This is a genomic window from Streptomyces sp. NPDC059850, from assembly GCF_042731515.1.
GTDB lineage: Bacteria > Actinomycetota > Actinomycetes > Streptomycetales > Streptomycetaceae > Streptomyces.
Genome location: NZ_JBHWJI010000001.1, coordinates 308211 through 330511, shown reverse-complemented (window position 1 = coordinate 330511; position 22301 = coordinate 308211). Strand labels below are relative to the sequence as shown.

Below are 22301 nucleotides of genomic sequence, written 5' to 3'. Positions count from 1 at the left end.
ACGGACGGCACGGAAGTCCGGGCTGTCGGCGGTCCGTGGGATGCTGTCCGCGATGGCCAGGAAGACGACATCCGACGACCCCCTCGCCCCGCTGACCCTTGCCGTGGGCCAGGAGGATCTGCTGCTCGACCGCGCCGTGCAGCAGGTGGTGGCGGCCGCCCGTGCCGCCGACCCCGACACCGATGTGCGCGACCTCACGCCCGACGCCCTGCAGCCCGGCACCCTCGCCGAGCTGACCAGCCCGTCGCTCTTCGCGGAGCGCAAGGTCGTGGTGGTGCGCAACGCACAGGATCTGTCGGCCGACACGATCAAGGATGTGAAGGGCTACCTCGGCGCCCCCGCCGAGGAGATCACCCTGGTGCTGCTGCACGCCGGTGGCGCCAAGGGCAAGGGGCTGCTCGACGCCGCCCGCAAGGCCGGGGCGCGCGAGGTGGCGTGCCCGAAGATGACCAAGCCCGCCGACCGGCTGGCGTTCGTCCGGTCGGAGTTCCGTACCGGCGGCCGGTCCGCGACACCTGAGGCCTGTCAGGCGCTGGTGGACGCCATCGGGAGCGATCTGCGCGAGCTGGCCAGCGCGGTGTCCCAGCTCTCGGCCGATGTCGAGGGCACGATCGACGAGGCCGTCGTCGGCCGCTACTACACGGGCCGGGCCGAGGCGTCCAGCTTCACCGTCGCCGACCGTGCCGTCGAGGGGCGGGCGGCCGAGGCGCTGGAGGCGCTGCGCTGGGCCATGGCCACGGGCGTCGCCCCGGTGCTGATCACCAGCGCCCTGGCCCAGGGCGTCCGCGCCATCGGCAAGCTGGCCTCCGCCCCGCGCGGTGCCCGCCCCGGTGATCTCGCCCGTGAGCTGGGCATGCCGCCCTGGAAGATCGACCGGGTGCGGCAGCAGATGCGCGGCTGGTCGGCGGACGGGGTATCGGTCGCGCTGCGCGCGGTCGCCGAGGCCGACGCGGGCGTCAAGGGCGGCGGGGACGACCCCGAATACGCCCTGGAGAAGGCCGTCGTCGCCATCGCCCGTGCCGCCCGCGCGGGCCGCTAAGTAGCTCCAGAAGCCCCGGTTCGGCCTACTCCTTCAGCTTCGCCAGGGTCGCCCGGGCGCTCTTTTCGAGCATCTCGGTGGCCTCCTCCGTCGTCATGGGGTCGGCGCTCGACGAGCTGGATACGTACTCCGACCACGTCGACTGGTAGGTCATCCAGCCCTCCCGCACGCCGAGGATCACATACGCCCCGGTGTCGCTGCTGCCGGTGCTCTGCTGGGTGACGACGTACGCCTCGTCGCCGAGGCCGTCCACCTCGCTCACCTTGTAGGAGGAGCTGGCGGTCCGCTGGTCCTCGTACTGCCGGTACTGGGCCTCGAACTCCGGCTCCGGGTCGGTCTTCCGGTGGAGACCGGCCGTCGTGGACAGCCATTCCGAGGAGTAGTCGCTGGTGGACGCGTCGGTCGGCTCGAAGTCGATGCTGCAGTTCATAGAGTCCAGGGCCGGGGCCCGGGAGGAGCTGTGCCGGGGATTCGACGAGCTGGTGGAGTCCTTCTGCTCGTATCCGGCGTCCTCGATGGCCTCGACGTCCGTCGAGGCGCACAGATTGCTGGTGTAGCCGTAGCCCGCGAGGTCGGCGTCCGGCTCACCGTCGAACCCTCCGGTCGCGAACAGCACGCCCGCCCAGACCGCCGAGGCGACGACTGCCCCGCCGAGCGCCCACAGCCAGCCCTTTCCGCGAGCAGTACCGACACCGGGCCCGGGCGGCATCGGGGAGGGCGCTCCGTACGCCCCGTACCCGCCGCCCACGGGCCCCGGGGGTGGGCCTGGCACTCCCGGCATGGTCGGCTGCGCATATGCCGGAACATGCGGCTGAGGGGCCTGCTGGGGCGGGAGCGGCGGCTGAGGTGGCTGCGGCGGCGGCCCGTACGGATTGGGTGTATCCCCCGGTATCGACATGACGTGAACATACCCGCGGAAACACCAAATTCCCCCCGCTGCGCAGGGAGCATCTGGATACAGCAATGCCCCCGGAGTGGGCCCGGGGGCATTGAACGTAGCGTGGCGTACTACGAAGGCTGTCCGTGATCCGAGGTAGAGGGCTCGGATGTTCCCCACGGCGGGGTGGGGGCGAGGAGTCGCCCCGGTGGGTCACCCGTGCGGGTGGCCCGGAAGAGTCAGCCCTTGAGGCCGGCGATCTGCTGCGCGATGGCCGACTTCTTGTTGGCGGCGTTGTTCTTGTGGAGCACGCCCTTGCTGACGGCCTTGTCCAGCTTGCGCGCGGCGGCGCGGGCGGCGGCGGTGGCCTTCTCGGCGTCACCGGCGGCCACGGCCTCGCGGGTCCGGCGGATGGCGGTCTTCAGCTCGGACTTGACGGCCTTGTTGCGCAGTCGCGCCTTCTCGTTCGTCTTGTTCCGCTTGATCTGGGACTTGATGTTCGCCACGTGAAAGAGCCTTCGCAGGTTCGATGGTTTCGCTGTCTGTCGTGCGTTCGCGTCCCGCGCGAGAGGGTCGCGTAAGACACAGTCGGCCAGATTACCAGCAGCGCTGCTGGCCTCCCAAACCCGGAAGCGGTCGCCGTTCATGGGACCATGGACAAACCGAGAAGACCGAGTCCCGCCTAGACACAGGACGCTGCGTGCCCGCGACCCCTACCAATGTGCCGGAGCCGAGCCGTACCGACCCGGCTCTGATCCGTAACTTCTGCATCATCGCGCATATCGACCACGGCAAGTCGACGCTTGCCGACCGCATGCTTCAGCTGACCGGTGTGGTCGAGCAGCGACAGATGCGCGCGCAGTACCTCGACCGCATGGACATCGAGCGCGAGCGCGGCATCACGATCAAGTCCCAGGCGGTCCGGCTGCCCTGGGCGTTGACCGAGGAGCAGAGCGAGCCGCAGCCGGTCACCCATGTGCTCAACATGATCGACACCCCTGGCCACGTGGACTTCACCTACGAGGTCTCGCGTTCGCTGGCGGCCTGTGAGGGCTGCGTCCTGCTGGTCGACGCGGCCCAGGGCATCGAGGCCCAGACCCTCGCCAACCTCTATCTGGCGATGGAGCACGACCTCACGATCATCCCGGTCCTCAACAAGATCGACCTCCCGGCCGCCCAGCCCGAGAAGTTCGCCGCCGAGCTGGCGCACCTCATCGGCTGCGACCCCTCCGACGTGCTCAAGGTCTCCGCCAAGACCGGCGAGGGCGTGGACGAGCTGTTGGACACGGTGGTGCGGCTGGTCCCGCCGCCCGTGGGGGTCAAGGACGCGCCCGCCCGCGCGATGATCTTCGACTCCGTCTATGACGCGTACCGCGGTGTCGTGACGTACGTGAAGGTCGTGGACGGCAAGCTCAGCAAGCGTGAGCGCATCAGGATGATGTCCACCGGCGCCGCCCACGAGCTGCTGGAGATCGGCACCAACTCACCCGAGATGACCGCCTCCGACGGCCTGTCCGTCGGCGAGGTGGGCTATCTGATCACCGGTGTGAAGGACGTCCGCCAGTCCAAGGTCGGCGACACGATCACCCAGTTCACCAAGGGCGCCGAGGAGCCGCTGGGCGGCTACAAGGACCCCAAGCCGATGGTGTTCTCGGGCCTGTACCCGCTGGACGGCTCGGACTATCCGGTGCTGCGCGAGGCCCTGGACAAGCTCCAGCTCAACGACGCCGCGCTGGTCTACGAGCCGGAGACCTCCGCCGCCCTCGGCTTCGGCTTCCGGGTCGGCTTCCTCGGGCTGCTGCACCTGGAGGTCATCCGCGAGCGCCTGGAGCGCGAGTTCAACCTCGACCTGATCGCCACCGCGCCCAACGTGGTCTACCGGGTGGACATGGAGGACGGCGCCGAGCACACGGTGACCAACCCCAGTGAGTTCCCCGCGGGCAAGGTCGACAAGGTGCACGAGCCGGTCGTCCGGGGCACGATCCTCGCCCCGAGCGAGTTCATCGGCGCGATCATGGAGCTGTGCCAGAACCGCCGCGGCGTGCTCCTCGGCATGGACTACCTCTCCGAGGACCGGGTGGAGATCCGCTACACGCTCCCGCTCGCCGAGGTCGTCTTCGACTTCTTCGACCAGCTGAAGTCCAAGACCCGCGGTTACGCCTCGCTCGACTACGAGCCCACCGGTGAGCAGGCCTCCGACCTGGTCAAGGTCGACATCCTGCTGCACGGCGACAAGGTCGACGCGTTCTCCGCGATCACCCACAAGGACAAGGCGTACGCGTACGGCGTCCGGCTGGTCGCCAAGCTGCGCGAGCTGATCCCGCGGCAGAGCTTCGAGGTGCCGATCCAGGCCGCCATCGGCTCCCGGGTCATCGCCCGCGAGACCGTCCGCGCCATCCGCAAGGACGTCCTCGCCAAGTGCTACGGCGGTGACATCTCCCGTAAGCGGAAGCTGCTGGAGAAGCAGAAGGAAGGCAAGAAGCGGATGAAGATGGTCGGCAGCGTGGAGGTGCCGCAGGAGGCCTTCATCGCGGTGCTGTCCTCCGACGACGCGGGCGGCGGCGACAGCAAGGGGAAGAAGTAGTCGTAGTCGAAACGGGCCCGGCGCTTAAGGAGGCGCCGGGCCCGTTGTCGTGTGACGCTCGATGGACGGGGAAGTCTTCCTCATTCGAATTACGAGGCCCGGAACCCCTTACGCAGTACGGTTCCGGCCCTTACGCTGATCGCCACGCGAAGGTTACTCGCGAGTCACCAAGCACTGAGGCGGGCCCCGGAGGATGCCGTGACCGACACCCAGAATCTGCTCGAGAACCGGCCGCCGTCCCTGGCGACGCATTTCCTCCAGCGCGTCGCGGCGACACCGGACAAGGAGGCGTACCGCTATCCGGTGCCGCCCGCCTCCGGCCGGGGCCCGGACGAGTGGCGCCCGCTGACCTGGCGCGAAAGCGCGGACCGGGTCTTCGCCATCGCCGCCGGGCTGATCACCCTCGGCGTCCATCCCGAGGAGCGGGTGGCGCTCGCCTCCTCGACGCGTGTCGAATGGATCCTCGGCGACCTCGGTGTGCTGTGCGCGGGCGCGGCGACCACCACGGTCTACCCGAGCACCAACGCCGAGGAGACCGCCTTCATCCTCGCCGACTCCGGCAGCCGGGTCCTGATCGCCGAGGACGGCGCCCAGCTCGCCAAGGTCCGTGAGAAGCGCGACGAGCTGCCCGACCTCGCCCATGTGGTGGTGATCGAGGCCGAGGACGCGACCCCCTCGGGGGGCGACCCGGAGGGCTGGGTGCTCTCCCTCGCCGAGCTGGAGAAGCGCGGCGCGGCGCACCTGGCCCAGCACCCCGACGCCGTACGGGAGCGGACGGACGCGCTGCGCGCCGACCAGCTGGCGACGCTCATCTACACCTCCGGTACCACCGGCCGCCCCAAGGGCGTACGGCTGGCGCATGACTCCTGGTCCTACATGGCGATCGCCATCGGCACCCAGGAGGGGCTGCTCTACCCGGACGACATGCAGTACCTGTGGCTGCCCCTCGCGCATGTCTTCGGCAAGGTGCTGACGGCGGGGCAGATCTACGTCGGACACACGACGGCCGTGGACGGCCGGGTCGACAAGATCATTGAGAATCTGCCGGTCGTCCGGCCCACCTATATGTGCGGCGTGCCGCGGATCTTCGAGAAGGTCTACAACGGGGTCGCGCAGAAGGCCCGCGAGGGCGGCGGCGCCAAGTACAAGATCTTCCAGTGGGCGGCCGGGATCGCCCGCGACTACGCCAAGACCTCCCAGGACAACTTCCGCCGCACCGGCACCGCGTCCGTGCCGTTCGCCCTCAAGGCCCAGCACGCCGCCGCCGACAAGCTCGTCTACACCAAGCTGCGCGAGGCGTTCGGCGGGCGGCTGCGCGCCGCCGTGTCCGGTTCGGCCGCGCTGGCCCCCGAGATCGGCTACTTCTTCGCGGGCGCCGGGATCAACATCCTGGAGGGGTACGGGCTCACCGAGTCCAGCGCCGCCAGCTTCCTCAACCCGCCGGACTACCGCACCGGTACGGTCGGCAAGGCGTTCCCCGGCACGGAGGTGCGGATCGCCGACGACGGCGAGGTGCTGCTGCGCGGCCCCGGCATCATGCAGGGCTACCACGGGCTGCCCGACCTGACCGAGAAGGTGCTGGAGTCCGACGGCTGGTTCCACACTGGCGACATCGGGGAGATCTCGCCCGACGGCTATCTGCGGATCACCGACCGCAAGAAGGACCTGATCAAGACCTCGGGCGGGAAGTACGTCGCCCCGGCGGAGGTCGAGGGCCAGTTCAAGGCGGTGTGCCCGTTCGTCTCCAACATCCTGGTGCACGGCGCGGACCGCAACTACTGCACCGCGCTGATCGCCCTCGATGAACCGACCCTCATGGGCTGGGCGCGGGAGCACGGCCTGGCGGGGAAGTCCTACGCCGAGGTCGTGGACACCGAGGCGGTGCGGGAGTTGATCGACGGTTATGTGCAGCGGCTCAACGAGGGGCTGCAACGCTGGCAGACGATCAAGAAGTTCCGGCTGCTGCCGCGTGATCTGGATGTGGAGCACGGTGAGCTGACGCCGAGTCTGAAGATGAAGCGACCCGTGGTGGAGCGCGAGTACAAGGCCCTGATCGAGGACATGTACGCCGGTACCCGCGAGGCCTGACGGCAGGGCTTTACCGGAAGGGCCATTACCGGAACAGGCTCGTCCTACGCACGATTTTTCCCCTCAACACAGTTAACTTGCGTGACTCGGTGCATATAACTGCGGTCCGTCTGTCACTCTGTCCGTGCCGGGTTACGGCGCATATGACGGAGCTTCTCAGGAGCCGCACAGTGGGGACGTCATCTTCCACCCCGTCTGCATCCGCAGGCGGGGTGGCTCTGCCGGTCGGGGGAATCGGTCCCGTACGTACCAGTGCCTCGGCCCGTGCGAGCCTGCCCGGCAGCCCGCTCGCGGCCTCCGCGGCACGCCGGTTCGTGCGCGCCGCGCTCGCCGAGTGGGTCGCGCTCGACGTACCGGCCGCCGACCGGATCACCGACCGGACCGCGGACGAGGCCGTCCTGCTGGTGAGCGAGCTGGTCACCAACGCCGTGGTGCACGCGGGCACGGCCGTCGAGGTGTGCTGCGCGCTCGATGTGTCCAGCCACGAGGGCGATCCGCCCTCCCTCGTCGTCGAGGTGACCGACCACCACCCCACCCGGGTGCTGCGCGGCGACCCGCCGGACGGACCGGACGGCGCGGAGTGCGCGGGCGGCCACGGGCTGCGGCTCGTCGCCGAGATCGCCGAGGCGTGGGGGACGACGTACCGGCGGGCCAGCAAGACGGTGTGGTTCCAGGTGTCGGTCACGCCCGCCGCCGAACCGGCGGTGCCCGAGGAGCCCGCGGCCGGGGACCTCGCGCCCTCGTGGGCCTCGCGCGGCACCGGGATCGTCGCCCCCGTGCCGCGCCGGGTGCCCGCCCGCCGCGCCGATCCGGAATGGACCCGGCACGGCGCGCTGTCCTTCCTCGCCGAGGCGTCCGACCTGCTCGCCGGGCAGTTCGACGAGGAGCTGGTCACCTCGCTGGCCGGACAGCTGCTGGTGCCGCGGCTCGCCGACTGGTGCGCGGTCTGGCTCGACTCCGGCGGCGGACCGCCGCGGCTGGCCCGGGTCTGGCACGCCAGCGAGAGCCGCATGGAGGGGCTGCGGCAGGTGCTGGAGAAGGAACCGCCCCAGCTGCCCGCCACCGCGCGCGGCGGCGCCCTGGACTGGCCGTGGCCCGCCGACCCCGCGGCGTACGGGCCCGGCGGCGCGGCCCTGGCCTGCCGGCTGATCGCGGGCGGGCGCGCGCTGGGCACGCTGCTGATCGGGCGGGCCGGGCTGGTGCGCATGCCCGACGAAGTCGTCGGCCTGATCGAGGACTTCGCGCGCCGCGTCGCGCTCGCCCTCGCCTCCGCCCGGCGCTACACCCGCCAGGCCACCATCAGCCGGGTGCTCCAGCGCGGGCTGCTGCCGTCCGGGATCGCCCGCATCCCCGGCGTCGAGTCGGCCGTCGTGTACGAGCCGACCGGCGACATCTCGGCCGGAGGCGACTTCTACGACGTCTTCCCGGCCGGTGACGGCCGCTGGTGCTTCGTCCTCGGCGACGTCTGCGGAAACGGTCCTGAAGCGGCCGTGGTGACCGGCCTGGTCCGCCCCTGGCTGCGGCTGCTGGGCCGCGAGGGCTACGAGGTGGGCGAGGTCCTCGACCGCCTCAACCAGCTGCTGGGCGAGGAGGCCGTCGGCGAGGCCGTCGAGGCCGCGGGCGGCGCCGACCCCGGCGGCGCGGGCCTGCCCCCGGGCGGCGGCCCCGCGCGGTTCCTCTCGCTCCTCTACGGGGAGCTGGTGCCGCTGGGGCCGGGCGACGAGGGCGGCGGCGTGCGGTGCACGCTGGCGAGCGCGGGCCATCCGCTGCCGCTGGTCCTCCAGCCCGATGGAACGGTACGAACGGTCGCCGTGCCGCAGATACTCCTCGGCGTGGTCGAGGACGCCGCGTATGAGAGTGAAACGTTCGATCTGGCGCCCGGCGAGACCCTGCTGTGCGTGACCGACGGGGTGACGGAGCACCGCTCCGGCAGCCGCCAGTTCGACGACGAGGACGGCCTCGCGGCGGTGCTCGCGGGCTGCGCCGGGGTGAGCGCGCGGGAGGTCGCGGAGCGGGTGCGGCGGGCGGTGGACGAGTTCGCGGAGGAGCCGCCGGACGACGACCTGGCGATGCTGGTCCTCAGAGCGCTGTAGCGCGCGGGCTTTCAGGGCGCCCGGCGGGGCGCGCCCGCGCCATGGCGGACAATGGGGCGTATGCCTTCCGTACTGCCCGACGGCGACCCCATGCCCCAGGACGGCGCGCTGCCCCCCGGCGCGCTGGCCGCGGCGGCGGGGCGGCCGCTGGGGTTCTATCTCCACGTGCCCTACTGCGCCACCCGCTGCGGGTACTGCGACTTCAACACGTACACCGCCGCCGAGCTGCGCGGTTCCGGCGGCGTGCTCGCCTCCCGGGACAACTACGCCGACCAGGTCGCGGAGGAGGTGCGGCTCGCGCGGAAGGTGCTGGGGGACGACCCGCGCCCGGTCGAGACCGTATTCGTCGGCGGCGGCACGCCCACCCTGCTCGCGGCGGCGGACCTCGGGCGGATGCTCGGCGCCATCCGCGACGAGTTCGGGCTCGCGGACGGGGCCGAGATCACCACCGAGGCCAATCCGGAGTCGGTCGATCCGCGGTATCTGGAGGCGCTGCGGGACGCCGGGTTCAACCGGGTGTCGTTCGGGATGCAGAGCGCCCGGCAGCACGTCCTGAAGGTGCTGGACCGCACCCACACCCCCGGGCGCCCCGAGGCCTGCGTCGCGGAGGCGCGGGCCGCCGGGTTCGACCATGTGAACCTGGACCTGATCTACGGCACCCCCGGCGAGAGCGACGACGACTGGCGGGCCACCCTGGAGGCGGCGCTCGGCGCGGGCCCGGACCACGTATCGGCGTACGCGCTGATCGTCGAGGAGGGCACCCAGCTGGCGCGGCGCATCCGGCGCGGCGAGGTGCCGATGACCGACGACGACGCCCACGCGGACCGGTATCTGATCGCCGAGGAGATGCTGTCGGCGGCCGGATTCGACTGGTACGAGGTCTCCAACTGGGCCACCTCGCCCCAGGGCCGCTGCCGCCACAACGAGCTGTACTGGCGCGGCGCCGACTGGTGGGGCGCGGGCCCCGGCGCCCACAGCCACGTCGGCGGGGTGCGCTGGTGGAACGTCAAGCACCCCGGCGCGTACGCCCAGGCGCTCAGCGAGGGCCGCTCACCGGGCGCCGGGCGGGAGCTGCTGTCCGACGAGGAGCGCCGGGTCGAGCGCGTCCTGCTGGAGCTGCGGCTGTCCGAGGGATGCCCGCTGGAGCTGCTGCGCCCGGCCGGTGCGGCGGCCGCGGCCCGGGCGCTGGAGGACGGCCTGCTGGAGCCGGAGCCCTACCGGCGGGGCCGGGCCGTGCTCACGCTCAGGGGCCGTCTGCTGGCCGACGCGGTGGTACGGGACGTGGTCGACTAACCGGCCTCGGGCGCCGTCACGAAATCGATCAGCTCCTCGACCCTGCCCAGCAGCTCCGGCCGCAGGTCCTTGTAGGTGTGGACCGCGGACAGGATCCGCTGCCACGCCGCGCCCGTGTTCTCCGGCCAGCCCAGCGCCCGGCAGACGCCCGTCTTCCAGTCCTGGCCGCGCGGCACCGTCGGCCAGGCCGGAATGCCCAGCGAGGACGGCTTCACGGCCTCCCACACGTCGATGAAGGGGTGCCCGACGACCAGCACGCTCTCGTCGGTGATCTGCTCGGCGATCCGGGACTCCTTGGACCCGGCCACCAGATGGTCCACCAGGACACCGAGCCGGGCGTCCGGGCCGGGGGAGAAGTCGCGCACGATGGCGGGCAGGTCGTCGACGCCCGCCAGGTACTCCACGACCACGCCCTCGATGCGCAGATCGTCGCCCCAGACCCGCTCCACCAGCTCCGCGTCGTGGCGGCCCTCCACATAGATGCGCCCGGCGCGGGCGACCCGCGCGCGGGCGCCCGGGACGGCGACCGAGCCGGAGGCGGTGCGCTGCGGGGCGCTCGGGGCCGTCGAGCGCGGGCGTACGAGGGTGACGACGCGGCCCTCCAGGAGGAAACCGCGCGGCTCCATCGGGAAGACGCGGTGCTTGCCGAAGCGGTCCTCAAGAGTGACCGTCGGCCCCTGCGCGGTCTTCTCGCAGCGGATCACGGCACCGCAGAACCCCGTGGTGACCTCCTCGACCACGAGGTCCGGGTCCGCGGGGACCTCGGGGGCGGGCTGCTGCCGCTTCCAGGGCGGGGTCAGGTCCGAGTCGTAGTGTCGGCTGCGCATCCGGATGACGATAGCGCGGCGGGTTAACGGGACACGCCGAGGCGCGTTAAGGGGAGGCGCCTCAACGGGACACGCCGAAGCGCGCGGCCAGTTCGTCGCGTTGGGCCCGTACGAAGGCCGCGTCCACGACCGACCCGTGGCCGGGGACGTACCGCGCGTCCTCGCCGCCGAGGGCGAGCAGCCGGTCGAGGGCGGCGGGCCAGTGGGCGGGGATCGCGTCGGGTCCGGCCTGCGGCGGGCCCGACTCCTCCACCAGATCGCCGCAGAAGACCACCTCCGGCTGGCCCGGCACGCCGCCCGGGACCAGAACGGCCAGGTCATGGGCGGTGTGTCCGGGGCCCACGTTCGCCAGAAGCACAGACCGGCCGCCCAGGCCGAGGGTGATCTCCCCGGAGACCACGTGATGCGGCGGTACGAGGTGATCGGCGGCCTCGGCGGCGGCCCCCGGGGGCACACCGTGCCGTATGGCGTCCTCGCGCAGCGCCTCCCGGTCGCGGCGCAGCAGACCGTCCACGCCGGTGGCTCCGTACACTTCGCAGCCCGCGAACGCGGCCGTCCCCAGGACGTGGTCGAAGTGCGGATGGGTGAGCGCGATCCGGGTCGGACGGCGGCCGGTCAGCCGGGTGATCTCGGCCCGCAGCGCCGCGCCCTCGCGCAGCGTCGAGCCGGTGTCCACCACGAGGACGTCCGTCCGGCCGGTGATCACGCCGATCGTGCAGTCCCAGTCGGGCAGCCTGCGGCGGGCGACATCGGGACCGAGCTGTTCCCACCCGGCCTCTTCCCAACACGTCTCCATACCGAGACGCTAGCTCCAACAGCGATAGCGTGACGGGTGGCCGGGGCGCCGGCGGGGGGCGGCTCTTGCCGTGCCCACCGCACCCCGCCGTACACTGGCTGAGGGGTTCTGGCACTCGTGACCGTTGAGTGCCAGAGGGACGACCTGATGACACGGCTGGACTGGAGGTGCGCGGGGTGCTCAGCGAACGCAGACTCGAAGTGCTGCGTGCCATTGTCCAGGACTATGTGGGCACCGAGGAGCCGGTCGGCTCCAAGGCGCTCACCGAGCGGCACCGGCTGGGGGTCTCCCCGGCCACGGTGCGCAACGACATGGCCGCGCTGGAGGACGAGGGCTTCATCGCCCAGCCGCACACCAGCGCCGGGCGCATCCCCACGGACAAGGGCTACCGGCTCTTCGTGGACCGGCTGGCCGGGGTGAAGCCGCTGTCCGCGCCGGAGCGGCGGGCCATCCAGAGCTTCCTGGACAGCGCCGTCGACCTCGACGACGTGGTGGGGCGCACCGTCCGGCTGCTGGCGCAGCTGACCCGGCAGGTCGCGGTGGTGCAGTATCCGTCGCTGACCCGTTCGACGGTGCGGCATGTGGAGCTGCTGCCGCTGGCCGCGGCCCGGGTGATGCTGGTGCTGATCACCGACACCGGGCGGGTCGAGCAGCGCGTGGTGGACTGCCCGGCTCCGATCAGCGACGACTCGCTGGCGGATCTGCGGGCCCGGCTCAACAGCCGGGTCGTGGGGCGGCGGTTCGCGGATGTGCCGCAATTGGTGCAGGATCTTCCGGAGTCCTTCGAGCAGGAGGACCGGGGGACGGTCTCGACCGTGCTGGCGACATTGCTCGAAACGCTTGTCGAGGAGACCGAAGAGCGGCTGATGATCGGCGGCACCGCGAACCTCACGCGCTTCGTGCATGATTTCCCCCTGACGATCCGGCCCGTGCTGGAGGCACTTGAGGAGCAGGTCGTCCTCCTCAAGCTGCTCGGCGAGCAAGACTCGGGTATGACCGTGCGTATTGGGCATGAGAATGCTCACGAGGGGCTGAATTCCACCTCGGTCGTCGCGGTCGGCTACGGTTCGGGCGACGAAGCCGTCGCCAAACTCGGCGTGGTCGGACCGACCCGCATGGACTACCCCGGAACGATGGGAGCGGTACGCGCAGTGGCACGTTACGTCGGACAGATCCTGGCGGAGTCGTAAGTGGCGACGGACTACTACGCAGTCCTGGGCGTGCAGCGCGATGCCTCGCAGGACGAGATCAAGAAGGCATTCCGCCGGCTCGCACGCGAGCTGCACCCGGACGTCAATCCGGATCCGAAGACCCAGGAGCGGTTCAAGGAGATCAACGCCGCTTACGAGGTGTTGTCGGACCCGCAGAAGAAGCAGGTCTACGACCTGGGCGGGGACCCGTCGGGTTCGGCCGCGGGCGGTGGCGCCGGTGGGTTCGGCGCGGGCTTCGGCAACTTCTCCGACATCATGGACGCGTTCTTCGGCACCGCCTCGCAGCGCGGCCCGCGGTCCCGCACCCGGCGCGGCCAGGACGCCATGATCCGCCTCGACGTGGAGCTGAGCGAGGCCGCGTTCGGCACCACCAAGGACATCCAGGTCGACACCGCCGTGGTGTGCACGACCTGCAGCGGTGAGGGCGCGGCGCCGGGTACCTCGGCGCAGACGTGTGACATGTGCCGCGGCCGCGGTGAGGTATCGCAGGTGACGCGGTCCTTCCTCGGCCAGGTCATGACCTCGCGGCCGTGCCCGCAGTGCCAGGGCTTCGGCACCGTGGTGCCGACCCCGTGCCCGGAGTGCGCGGGCGACGGGCGGATCCGCTCGCGGCGCACGCTGACCGTGAAGATCCCGGCCGGTGTGGACAACGGCACCCGCATCCAGCTCGCGGGCGAGGGCGAGGTCGGCCCGGGCGGTGGCCCGGCGGGCGACCTGTACGTGGAGATCCACGAGGTCCCGCACCCCGTCTTCCAGCGGCGCGGTGACGATATGCACTGCACGGTGACGATCCCGATGACGGCGGCGTGTCTCGGCACGAAGGTGCCACTGGAGACGCTGGACGGCCTGGAGGAGATCGACATCCGGCCCGGCACCCAGTCCGGCCAGTCGGTTCCGCTGCACCAGCGCGGCATCACCCATCTGCGCGGCGGCGGCCGGGGCGACCTGATCGTGCACGTCGAGGTGACGACCCCGACCAAGCTCGACCCGGAGCAGGAGGAGCTGCTGCGGCGGCTGTCCAAGCTGCGCGGCGAGGAGCGGCCGACAGGGGAATTCAAGCCGGGGCAGCAGGGGCTGTTCTCGCGCTTGAAGGACGCGTTCAACGGACGGTAGGCGCCCGGCCGGGGGTCCGGCCCGCGGCGGAGCCGCCATTGTCCGCAGCGCCCCCGGGGGATGCAGCCAACGGACGCTGATCCGGTGACGGATCGTCGCGGAGGGCATGGCACGATGTGGCCATGTCCTCCGCGCTGACCGATCTCGCTCGGTACCCGATCGTGCAGGCTCCGATGGCGGGCGGGGCCTCCTGCCCGCAGCTCGCCGCCGCTGTCATCGAGGCCGGGGGCCTCGGTTTCCTCGCCGCCGGTTACAAGACGCCGGAGGCGATGTACGAGGAGATCAAGCAGCTGCGCGGGCTGACCGGCCGCCCCTTCGGCGTCAACCTGTTCATGCCGCAGCCGCCCGGCGACCCGACCTCCGTGGCGGTCTACGCCGACCGCCTGGCGGGTGAGTCGTCCCGCTACCAGACCGCCCTCGGAGACCCCGAGGCCAGCTCGGACGACGCGTACGACGCCAAGCTGGCGATCCTGCTGAACGACCCCGTTCCGGTGGTCTCGTTCACCTTCGGCTGCCCCACCCGCGCCGTGCTGGACGCGTTCGCCCGGGTGGGCACCCGGACCATCGTCACCGTGACCTCGCCGGTCGAGGCGGAGACCGCCCAGTGGGCGGGTGCCGACGCCGTCTGTGTCCAGGGCGTGGAGGCCGGTGGCCACCAGGGCGGCTTCCGTAACGACCCGGCGGACGACGCCCCCGGCGCCGTGCTCGGGCTGCTGTCGCTGGTCGCGCTGGTGCGCGAGACCGTGCAGGTCCCGATCATCGCGGCGGGCGGGCTGATGCGCGGCTCGCAGATCGCCGCGGTGCTGGCCGCGGGCGCGTCGGCGGGACAGCTGGGCACCGCGTTCCTGGTCTGCCCCGAGTCGGGCGCGAACGCCCTGCACAAGTCGGCCATGACCGATCCGCTCTTCGGCCGGACCGAGCTGACCCGGGCGTTCTCCGGTCGCCCGGCACGCGGGCTGGTCAACCGGTTCATCCGCGACCACGGCCCGTACGCCCCGGCCGCCTACCCCCAGCTGCACCACCTCACCTCCGGGCTGCGCAAGGCGGCGGCCAAGGAGGGCGACCCGCAGGGCATGGCGCTGTGGGCCGGGCAGGGGCACCGGCTGGCGCGCGAACTGCCCGCAGCGCGGCTGGTGGAGACCCTGGTGGTCGAACTGGACGCGGCGCGGTCCGGCTACGGGCTCCAGGCCCCGCGAGGCGTGGTGTCGTGAGCGCCCCGGTGTTCGTGGCCGACGACCTCGCGGGAGCGGCCACAGGGGCCCGTATCGCGCTGGAGGGCCCCGAGGGGCGCCACGCGGTGTCGGTGAAGCGGCTGCGGGTCGGCGAGGCCGTCGTCCTCACGGACGGCGCCGGTACGGGCGTATCGGGCACCGTGGCGGCCGTCGAGGGCAAGGACCGGCTACTGGTCGAGGTCGACGGCGTACGCCGGGAGGCGGCGCCGAGCCCGCGGATCACCGTCGTGCAGGCGCTGCCCAAGGGCGACCGCGGCGAGGTGGCCGTGGAGACCATGACCGAGACGGGCGTCGACGCGATCGTCCCGTGGGCGGCCGCCCGCTGCATCACCCAGTGGAAGGGCGAGCGCGGGCAGAAGGCGCTCGGCAAGTGGCGGTCGACCGCGCGCGAGGCGGGCAAGCAGTCCCGCCGTCTGACCTTCCCGGAGGTCGCGGACGCGATGACGACCAAGGAGGTTGCTCGACTTCTCGCCGAAGCCGACCTCGCGGCCGTGCTCCACGAGGAGGGCAGCGAGCCCCTGGCGACGGCCCAACTGCCCCACGAGGGGCATATCGTGCTCGTCGTGGGCCCCGAAGGGGGCGTCTCGCCGGAGGAGTTGGCGGCCTTCGCCGAAGCGGGTGCGGGTCCGTACCGGCTGGGCCCGAGCGTGCTGCGCACCTCCACGGCCGGAACGGCCGCCGCCGCACTGCTGTTGGGGCGCACCGGCCGCTGGGCCTGACGCCCGGGTGGCCGACGAAGGTCTTCCGGTTCGCCGTGGGTGATGGGAACCTGTCCTCTATGGGGGTATTAAGCCATCATGTACGGCGCGGATGGCCGCTGCTGGCCGCCGTGGCCACGGTCGTCGCGGCCATCGCGGTGACGGGCTGTGAGCCGAGGGACGGCGCGGTCACCGCGGTCGCCGTCTCGATCACCACGGACAAGGTCGGCACCTCCGCCCTGGAGCGGGGCGGCATCGGGGTGCGCTGGCTGACCTGTAACGCGGATCTGAAGCGCGGCCCCACGGCCGGGGCCTCGGCATCGAGCGCCGGTGATTCGGGCACCACGGACGCCTCGGTGGACTGCCGGGGCAGGACCGAGGACGACAAAACCATCGGGATCAGAGGCAAGGTCACCTATGTGCGCGAGAACCACTGTGTGCGCGGCGATCTGACCGGCACGGTGCAGGGTCAGCGGGTCTTCCAGGCCCATGTGATCGGCGAGTGCGACGGCGGCAGCGACACCGACGGCCGCGACGGCACGGTGAGCCCCACGCCGACCCGCACCCACCCCTGGGAGCAGAGGACCACCGCGCCCGGGAAATAGGCTCCCGTGGACGTTCCTTGATCACCATCTGGTTCGAGCGCACCGCCCCGCGGGAGGCCCGGTAGCATCCCGTGCGGAAGCCTTGATGATCCAGAAGCGCTGATGATCCAGCCGACGATCCGTAAGGAGCCACCGGTGGCGGGAGAACCGCAGGCCGACTGCCTGTTCTGCAAGATTGTCTCGGGGGAGGTCCCGGCGACCGTCGTCCGTGAGACGGACACCACCGTCGCCTTCCGCGACATCAACCCCCAGGCACCGACGCACGTCCTGGTGATCCCCAAGGCGCACTACCCGGACGCCGTGTCCCTGGCGGCCGCCGAGCCGCGGATCGCCGCCGACGTGCTGGTCGAGACGGGTGCGGTCGCCGCCCACGAGAAGATCGACGACACGGGCTACCGGGTGGTGTTCAACACGGGCTCCGGGGCCGGGCAGACCGTCTTCCACGCGCACGCCCACGTCCTCGGCGGCCGCGGCCTCAACTGGCCCCCCGGGTAGTCCCGTTGTCCGCACGTGAAGTGGTCGTCCTCGGCACCGCCAGCCAGGTGCCCACCCGGCACCGCAACCACAACGGCTATCTGCTGCGCTGGGACGGCGAGGGCGTGCTGTTCGACCCCGGCGAGGGCACGCAGCGGCAGATGCTGCGGGCCGGGGTCGCCGCCCATGACATCAACCGGATCTGTATCACCCACTTCCACGGGGACCACTCGCTGGGGCTGTCCGGCGTCATCCAGCGGATCAACCTCGACCGGGTCCCGCACCCGGTGACCGCGCACTACCCGGCGAGCGGACAGCGCTTCTTCGACCGGCTGCGGTACGCCACGGCCTACCGCGAGACGGTCCAGCTGGCCGAGCAGCCGGTCGGCGGAGACGGCGGGGTGATCGCCCGTAACCCCGCGTACACCCTGGAAGCGGCCCGGCTCTCGCACCCGGTCGAGTCGTACGGCTACCGCCTCGTCGAGCCGGACGGCCGCCGGATGCTGCCGGAGCGGCTCGCGGCCCACGGGGTGCGCGGGCCCGAGATCGGCCGTCTCCAGCGCGAGGGCGCCATCGAGCGGGACGGGCGCACGGTCACGCTGGAGGAGGTCAGCGAGGTCCGGCGCGGCCAGCGGTTCGCCTTCATCATGGACACCCGGCTGTGCGAGGGCGCGCACGCGCTGGCGGAGGGCTGCGATCTGCTGGTGATCGAGTCGACCTTCCTGGACGAGGACGAGCCCCTCGCCACCGAGCACGGCCATCTGACGGCCGGGCAGGCGGCCCGGATCGCGGCCGGGGCGGGCGTACGCCACCTGGTGCTGACGCACTTCTCGCAGCGGTACGGCGACCCGGCCGAGTTCGAGCGCCAGGCGCGGGCGGCGGGCTTCGACGGGGAGCTGACCGTCGCCAAGGACCTGATGAGCGTCGCCGTACCGAAGCGCCGCTAGCGCTCTCCGGTCGCGCTCCGCCGCGATCGGGCACACTGGCCGCATCCGCCCCGCCCGCAGCGACAGAACAGAACGGCCCGACCTGGGAGCACACGGTGACGACACACGACGGTGACCAGTCCTCGGCGAGCTGCCCCCTGCTCGATCCGCTCGCGGCCGTCCGGGGCCCCGGCGACACCGGCTGTGACGTCTATCTCACCGGCACCGTCTTCCTCGACATCATCTTCACCGGCCTGGACTCCGCGCCCGTCCGCGGCACCGAGTCCTGGGCCCGCGGCATGGGTTCCAGCCCCGGCGGCGTCGCCAACATGGCCACCGCGCTGGCCCGGCTGGGGCTGCGCACCTCGCTCGCCGCCGCCTTCGGCGACGACCACTACGGCGACTACTGCCGGGACGCGCTGGAGCGCGGCGAGGGCATCGATCTGGCGCTCTCCCGCACCATTCCCGGCTGGCACTCCCCGGTGACCGTCTCCATGGCGTACGAGGGCGAGCGCACGATGGTCAGCCACGGCCACGAGGCGCCGCCGCCCGAGGAGGCCGCGCCCAGCAGCCCGCCCCCGGCCCGGGCCGCCATCGCCTCCCTGGTCCCCGGCCGCCGGGAGGAGTGGGTCGCCGAGGCCGCCCGGCGCGGCAGCCGGATCTTCGCGGACGTCGGCTGGGACGACACCGGCCGCTGGGACCCGGCGGACCTCGCCGACCTGGAGCACTGCGAGGCGTTTCTGCCCAACGCGGCCGAGGCGATGAGCTACACCCGCACCGAATGCCCGCGGGCCGCCGCCCGCGCGCTCGCCGACCTGGTGCCGCTCGCCGTGGTCACCCTGGGTTCGGAGGGGGCGTACGCGGTGGACGGCCGCACCGGTGAGACCGCCGAGGTGCCCGCGATCGCCGTGGAGGCCCTGGATCCGACCGGCGCGGGCGACGTGTTCGTCGCGGGCTTCGTCACCGGCACGCTCGCCGACTGGCCGCTCGCCGACCGGCTCGCGTTCGCCGGGCTGACCGCCGCGCTGTCGGTCCAGGAGTTCGGCGGCTCGCTGTCCGCTCCCGGCTGGTGCGAGATCGGCGCCTGGTGGCAGCACGCCCGCTCGTACGACGACCAGTCGCCGAGCGCGCTGCGCCGGTACGCCTTCCTCGACCGGCTGCTGCCGACCGCCGCCCGCCCAGGGCTGCTGCGCCGGGCCGTTCCCACCATCGGTTTCCGCCGGGCGTGAAAAGCGCTCGGGTGTTGTCGGTGCCCCGTCGTACCCTGGTATCTCAAGGTTGTCGAGGAGCGAGAACCCTTGTCGCAGGAGGTAGGAGCAGGCCGCAGAGCCGAGCCCATGACGCAACCAACCACAGCACCGCAGGCGCACGCACAGTTCACGGTCCCGACCAAGCACCCGATGGTCATGGTCCTGGGGTCCGGGGATTCACTGCTCCGCGTGATCGAAAAGGCGTTCCCGAAGACCGATATCCATGTCCGGGGCAATGAAGTCAGCGCGACCGGGGACCCTGAGGAAGTAGCCCTGGTCCAGCGTCTGTTCGATGAGATGATGCTGGTGCTCCGCACCGGTCAACCGATGACGGAGGACGCGGTGGAGCGCTCCATCTCCATGCTGCGCGCAGCGGAGAACGGCGAGGGCGAGGCGGCCGAGACGCCCGCCGAGGTGCTCACTCAGAACATCCTGTCCAACCGCGGCCGCACCATCCGCCCCAAGACGCTCAACCAGAAGCGCTATGTCGACGCGATAGACAAGCACACCGTCGTCTTCGGCATCGGCCCGGCCGGTACCGGCAAGACCTATCTCGCGATGGCCAAGGCGGTCCAGGCCCTGCAGTCCAAGCAGGTCAACCGGATCATCCTGACCCGGCCCGCGGTCGAGGCGGGGGAGCGGCTCGGCTTCCTGCCCGGCACGCTCTACGAGAAGATCGACCCGTATCTGCGGCCCCTGTACGACGCGCTGCACGACATGCTCGACCCCGACTCCATCCCGCGCCTGATGGCCGCGGGCACGATCGAGGTCGCCCCCCTGGCGTACATGCGCGGCCGGACGCTGAACGACGCGTTCATCATCCTCGACGAGGCGCAGAACACGAACCCCGAGCAGATGAAGATGTTCCTCACCCGGCTCGGCTTCGAATCCAAGATCGTGATCACGGGTGACATCACCCAGGTCGACCTCCCGGGCGGGACCAAGAGCGGTCTGCGCCAGGTGCGGGAGATCCTGGACGGCGTGGACGACGTCCACTTCTCCATGCTCACCAGTAAGGACGTCGTCCGGCACAAGCTCGTCGGCCGTATCGTCGACGCGTACGAGCAGTACGACGAGCGCAACGGCAAGTGACCGTCCCCGAACAGACCCGAGAAAAGACGAACCACCCCATGGCGATCGACGTCAACAACGAATCCGGCACGGACATCGACGAGCGAGCGATCCTGGACGTCGCCCGCTACGCGCTCGCCCGGATGCGTATCCACCCGCTCTCCGAGCTGTCGCTGATCGTCGTCGACGCCGACGCCATGGAGCAGCTCCACATCCAGTGGATGGACCTGCCGGGGCCGACCGATGTCATGTCCTTCCCGATGGACGAGCTGCGGCCGCCCGTCAAGGACGACGAGGAGCCCCCGCAGGGCCTCCTCGGCGACATCGTGCTCTGCCCCGACGTGGCCAAGAAGCAGGGCGAGGAGGCGCCGACCGGGCACTCCATGGACGAGGAGCTGCAGCTGCTCACCGTCCACGGCGTCCTCCACCTCCTCGGCTACGACCACGAGGAGGCGGACGAGCGCGCCGAGATGTTCGGCCTCCAGGCGGCGATCATCGACGGCTGGCGGGCCGAGTACGGACTGACCGGGCCCTCCCCGGCCCCCACCACGCGATGAACGGGCAGCTCCTCACGGCGGCCGTCCTCCTGGTGGTGGTCGCCTGGCTGGCGGCCTGCGCCGAGGCGGGCCTCGCCCGCACCACCCGGTTCCGCGCCGAGGAAGCGGTGCGGAACGGGCGGCGGGGCAGCGCCAAGCTGATGCTGGTCGCCGAGGACCCCACCCGCTATCTCAACGTGGCGCTGCTGGTGCGCGTCGCGTGCGAGGTGGCGGCGGGCGCCGTCGTCACGTACGGCGCTCTGCACGCGTTCCCGGAGACCTGGAAGGCGCTGACCGTCGCGATCGGCGTGATGGTCCTCGTGTCGTACGTGGCCGTCGGCGTCTCGCCGCGCACCATCGGCGCCCAGCATCCGCTCAACACCGCGACGGTCGCCGCCTATGTGCTGCTCCCGCTCGCCCGGATCATGGGCCCGATCCCGCCGCTGCTGATCCTCCTCGGTAACGCGCTCACCCCCGGAAAGGGCTTCCGGAAGGGCCCGTTCGCCTCCGAGGCCGAGCTGCGCGCGCTGGTCGACCTCGCCGAGCAGGAGTCGTTGATCGAGGACGACGAGCGGCGCATGGTGCACTCCGTCTTCGAACTGGGCGACACCCTGGTGCGCGAGGTGATGGTGCCGCGCACGGATCTGGTGGCCATCGAGCGCTTCAAGACCATCCGGCAGGCCCTCACCCTCGCGCTGCGCTCCGGCTTCTCCAGGATCCCGGTCACCGGCGAGAACGAGGACGACATCGTCGGGATCGTCTACCTCAAGGACCTGGTCCGCAAGACGCACATCAACCGCGAGTCCGAGTCCGAGCTGGTCTCCACCGCGATGCGGCCCGCCGCGTTCGTCCCCGACACCAAGAACGCGGGCGACCTGCTGCGCGAGATGCAGCAGGAGCGCAACCACGTCGCCGTGGTCATCGACGAGTACGGCGGCACGGCCGGGATCGTCACCATCGAGGACATCCTTGAGGAGATCGTCGGCGAGATCACCGACGAGTACGACCGCGAACTGCCGCCCGTCGAGGACCTCGGCGACGGCACCCACCGGGTCACCGCCCGGCTCGGCCTCGGCGACCTTGGCGAGCTGTACGGCACGGCCCTGGAGGACGAGGACGTCGAGACGGTGGGCGGGCTGCTCGCCAAGTCGCTGGGCCGGGTGCCGATCGCGGGCGCCACGGCCGAGGTCGACGTCCCCGAGGGCGGTACCGACCCGGCCCTGAAGGCGCTGCGGCTGACCGCCGAATCCCCGGCGGGGCGGCGCAACCGCATCGTGACGGTGCTGGTGGAGCCGGTACGGGAGACGGCGGCGGCCGAGTCGTAAGGCCCCGGCGGGACGAGTGGGAAGTGATGGGGGGCGCGGGGGCGCCCCGTATCACGCCCGCGCGGGGAGGCGCACGGACGCGCGGGGTCGCGCTGCGCCATACGGATGCATTCACCCTCTGCGGTCTGGCCCATCTGGCGTAGGCAACGGCTTACTTGCAGATACCGACCGGTGGGCCGCCCATACCCCTGGCGGGGGACAGTCGGCCTGTCGTTCTGACGTAGGCAGGTCGGCCGTATGGGCACCCCCACGCAGGGCGAACA

Annotated in this window: 20 protein-coding genes; 16 read left to right on the top strand and 4 right to left on the bottom strand. The window is 71.5% G+C overall.

The genetic code is table 11. The features are described 5' to 3' along the window. Positions 1 to 52 precede the first annotated feature (52 nt). Complete coding sequence (holA, locus tag ACFV9T_RS01640) at positions 53 to 1039, top strand: DNA polymerase III subunit delta (RefSeq protein WP_385436077.1); 987 nt, start codon at positions 53 to 55, stop codon at positions 1037 to 1039. A gap of 25 nt (positions 1040 to 1064) precedes the next feature. Here the strand turns inward: holA and ACFV9T_RS01635 are convergent, their stop codons facing one another. Next, on the bottom strand, positions 1065 to 1820 hold the full coding sequence (locus ACFV9T_RS01635; RefSeq protein WP_385436076.1) for a hypothetical protein: 756 nt from the start codon (positions 1818 to 1820) through the stop codon (positions 1065 to 1067). A 335-nt stretch (positions 1821 to 2155) separates the two neighbouring features. Continuing rightward, entirely contained in the window at positions 2156 to 2422 is a 267-nt protein-coding gene (gene rpsT, locus ACFV9T_RS01630) for a 30S ribosomal protein S20 (protein WP_385436075.1), read from the bottom strand. Between the two features lie 194 nt (positions 2423 to 2616). Here rpsT and lepA point away from each other — a divergent pair, with 194 nt between their 5' ends. From lepA to hemW, 4 genes are all read left to right on the top strand, one after another. Further along, entirely contained in the window at positions 2617 to 4500 is a 1884-nt protein-coding gene (gene lepA / locus ACFV9T_RS01625; protein ID WP_385436074.1) for a translation elongation factor 4, read from the top strand. A gap of 198 nt (positions 4501 to 4698) precedes the next feature. Continuing rightward, positions 4699 to 6588, top strand: a complete 1890-nt coding sequence (locus ACFV9T_RS01620; protein WP_385436073.1) for an AMP-dependent synthetase/ligase — start codon at positions 4699 to 4701, stop codon at positions 6586 to 6588. Between the two features lie 143 nt (positions 6589 to 6731). Next, complete coding sequence (locus tag ACFV9T_RS01615; RefSeq protein ID WP_385436072.1) at positions 6732 to 8681, top strand: SpoIIE family protein phosphatase; 1950 nt, start codon at positions 6732 to 6734, stop codon at positions 8679 to 8681. 60 nt (positions 8682 to 8741) lie between these two features. After that, a complete protein-coding gene (gene hemW, locus ACFV9T_RS01610; protein WP_385436071.1) occupies positions 8742 to 9974 on the top strand; it encodes a radical SAM family heme chaperone HemW in 1233 nt (410 codons plus the stop codon). Here hemW and ACFV9T_RS01605 read toward each other — a convergent pair. Together ACFV9T_RS01605 and ACFV9T_RS01600 are read right to left on the bottom strand one after the other, a co-directional pair. Further along, complete coding sequence (locus tag ACFV9T_RS01605; RefSeq protein WP_385436070.1) at positions 9971 to 10801, bottom strand: DUF3097 domain-containing protein; 831 nt, start codon at positions 10799 to 10801, stop codon at positions 9971 to 9973. The two genes, hemW and ACFV9T_RS01605, sit on opposite strands and share 4 nt — an antisense overlap. Positions 10802 to 10862: 61 nt before the next feature. Then, entirely contained in the window at positions 10863 to 11597 is a 735-nt protein-coding gene (locus ACFV9T_RS01600) for an MBL fold metallo-hydrolase (protein ID WP_385436069.1), read from the bottom strand. A gap of 176 nt (positions 11598 to 11773) precedes the next feature. Here ACFV9T_RS01600 and hrcA point away from each other — a divergent pair, with 176 nt between their 5' ends. From hrcA to ACFV9T_RS01545, 11 genes are all read left to right on the top strand, one after another. Next, positions 11774 to 12787: a heat-inducible transcriptional repressor HrcA gene (gene hrcA, locus ACFV9T_RS01595; RefSeq protein WP_385436068.1), complete on the top strand. Its 1014-nt coding sequence runs from the start codon at positions 11774 to 11776 to the stop codon at positions 12785 to 12787. Continuing rightward, positions 12788 to 13921 (top strand): molecular chaperone DnaJ, encoded by a 1134-nt coding sequence (gene dnaJ / locus ACFV9T_RS01590; RefSeq protein WP_385436067.1) that lies wholly within the window; start codon positions 12788 to 12790, stop codon positions 13919 to 13921. 122 nt (positions 13922 to 14043) lie between these two features. Continuing rightward, positions 14044 to 15132, top strand: a complete 1089-nt coding sequence (locus tag ACFV9T_RS01585; RefSeq protein WP_385436066.1) for a nitronate monooxygenase — start codon at positions 14044 to 14046, stop codon at positions 15130 to 15132. Further along, the gene (locus tag ACFV9T_RS01580; protein WP_385436065.1) at positions 15129 to 15872 is read left to right on the top strand and encodes a 16S rRNA (uracil(1498)-N(3))-methyltransferase; all 744 of its coding nucleotides are present in this window, start codon (positions 15129 to 15131) and stop codon (positions 15870 to 15872) included. The genes ACFV9T_RS01585 and ACFV9T_RS01580 overlap by 4 nt, the downstream gene beginning before the upstream one ends. 59 nt (positions 15873 to 15931) lie before the next feature. Beyond that, the gene (locus ACFV9T_RS01575; protein WP_385436064.1) at positions 15932 to 16456 is read left to right on the top strand and encodes a hypothetical protein; all 525 of its coding nucleotides are present in this window, start codon (positions 15932 to 15934) and stop codon (positions 16454 to 16456) included. 135 nt (positions 16457 to 16591) lie between these two features. Further along, positions 16592 to 16951: a histidine triad nucleotide-binding protein gene (locus ACFV9T_RS01570; protein WP_385436128.1), complete on the top strand. Its 360-nt coding sequence runs from the start codon at positions 16592 to 16594 to the stop codon at positions 16949 to 16951. 5 nt (positions 16952 to 16956) lie between these two features. Next, on the top strand, positions 16957 to 17877 hold the full coding sequence (locus tag ACFV9T_RS01565; RefSeq protein WP_385436063.1) for a ribonuclease Z: 921 nt from the start codon (positions 16957 to 16959) through the stop codon (positions 17875 to 17877). 95 nt (positions 17878 to 17972) lie between these two features. Next, positions 17973 to 19085 (top strand): PfkB family carbohydrate kinase, encoded by a 1113-nt coding sequence (locus ACFV9T_RS01560; RefSeq protein ID WP_385436062.1) that lies wholly within the window; start codon positions 17973 to 17975, stop codon positions 19083 to 19085. A gap of 108 nt (positions 19086 to 19193) precedes the next feature. After that, complete coding sequence (locus ACFV9T_RS01555; RefSeq protein ID WP_385436061.1) at positions 19194 to 20198, top strand: PhoH family protein; 1005 nt, start codon at positions 19194 to 19196, stop codon at positions 20196 to 20198. 38 nt (positions 20199 to 20236) lie between these two features. Beyond that, complete coding sequence (gene ybeY, locus ACFV9T_RS01550) at positions 20237 to 20734, top strand: rRNA maturation RNase YbeY (RefSeq protein ID WP_385436060.1); 498 nt, start codon at positions 20237 to 20239, stop codon at positions 20732 to 20734. After that, a complete protein-coding gene (locus ACFV9T_RS01545) occupies positions 20731 to 22038 on the top strand; it encodes a hemolysin family protein (protein ID WP_385436059.1) in 1308 nt (435 codons plus the stop codon). The genes ybeY and ACFV9T_RS01545 overlap by 4 nt, the downstream gene beginning before the upstream one ends. The last annotated feature ends 263 nt before the right edge of the window (positions 22039 to 22301 follow it).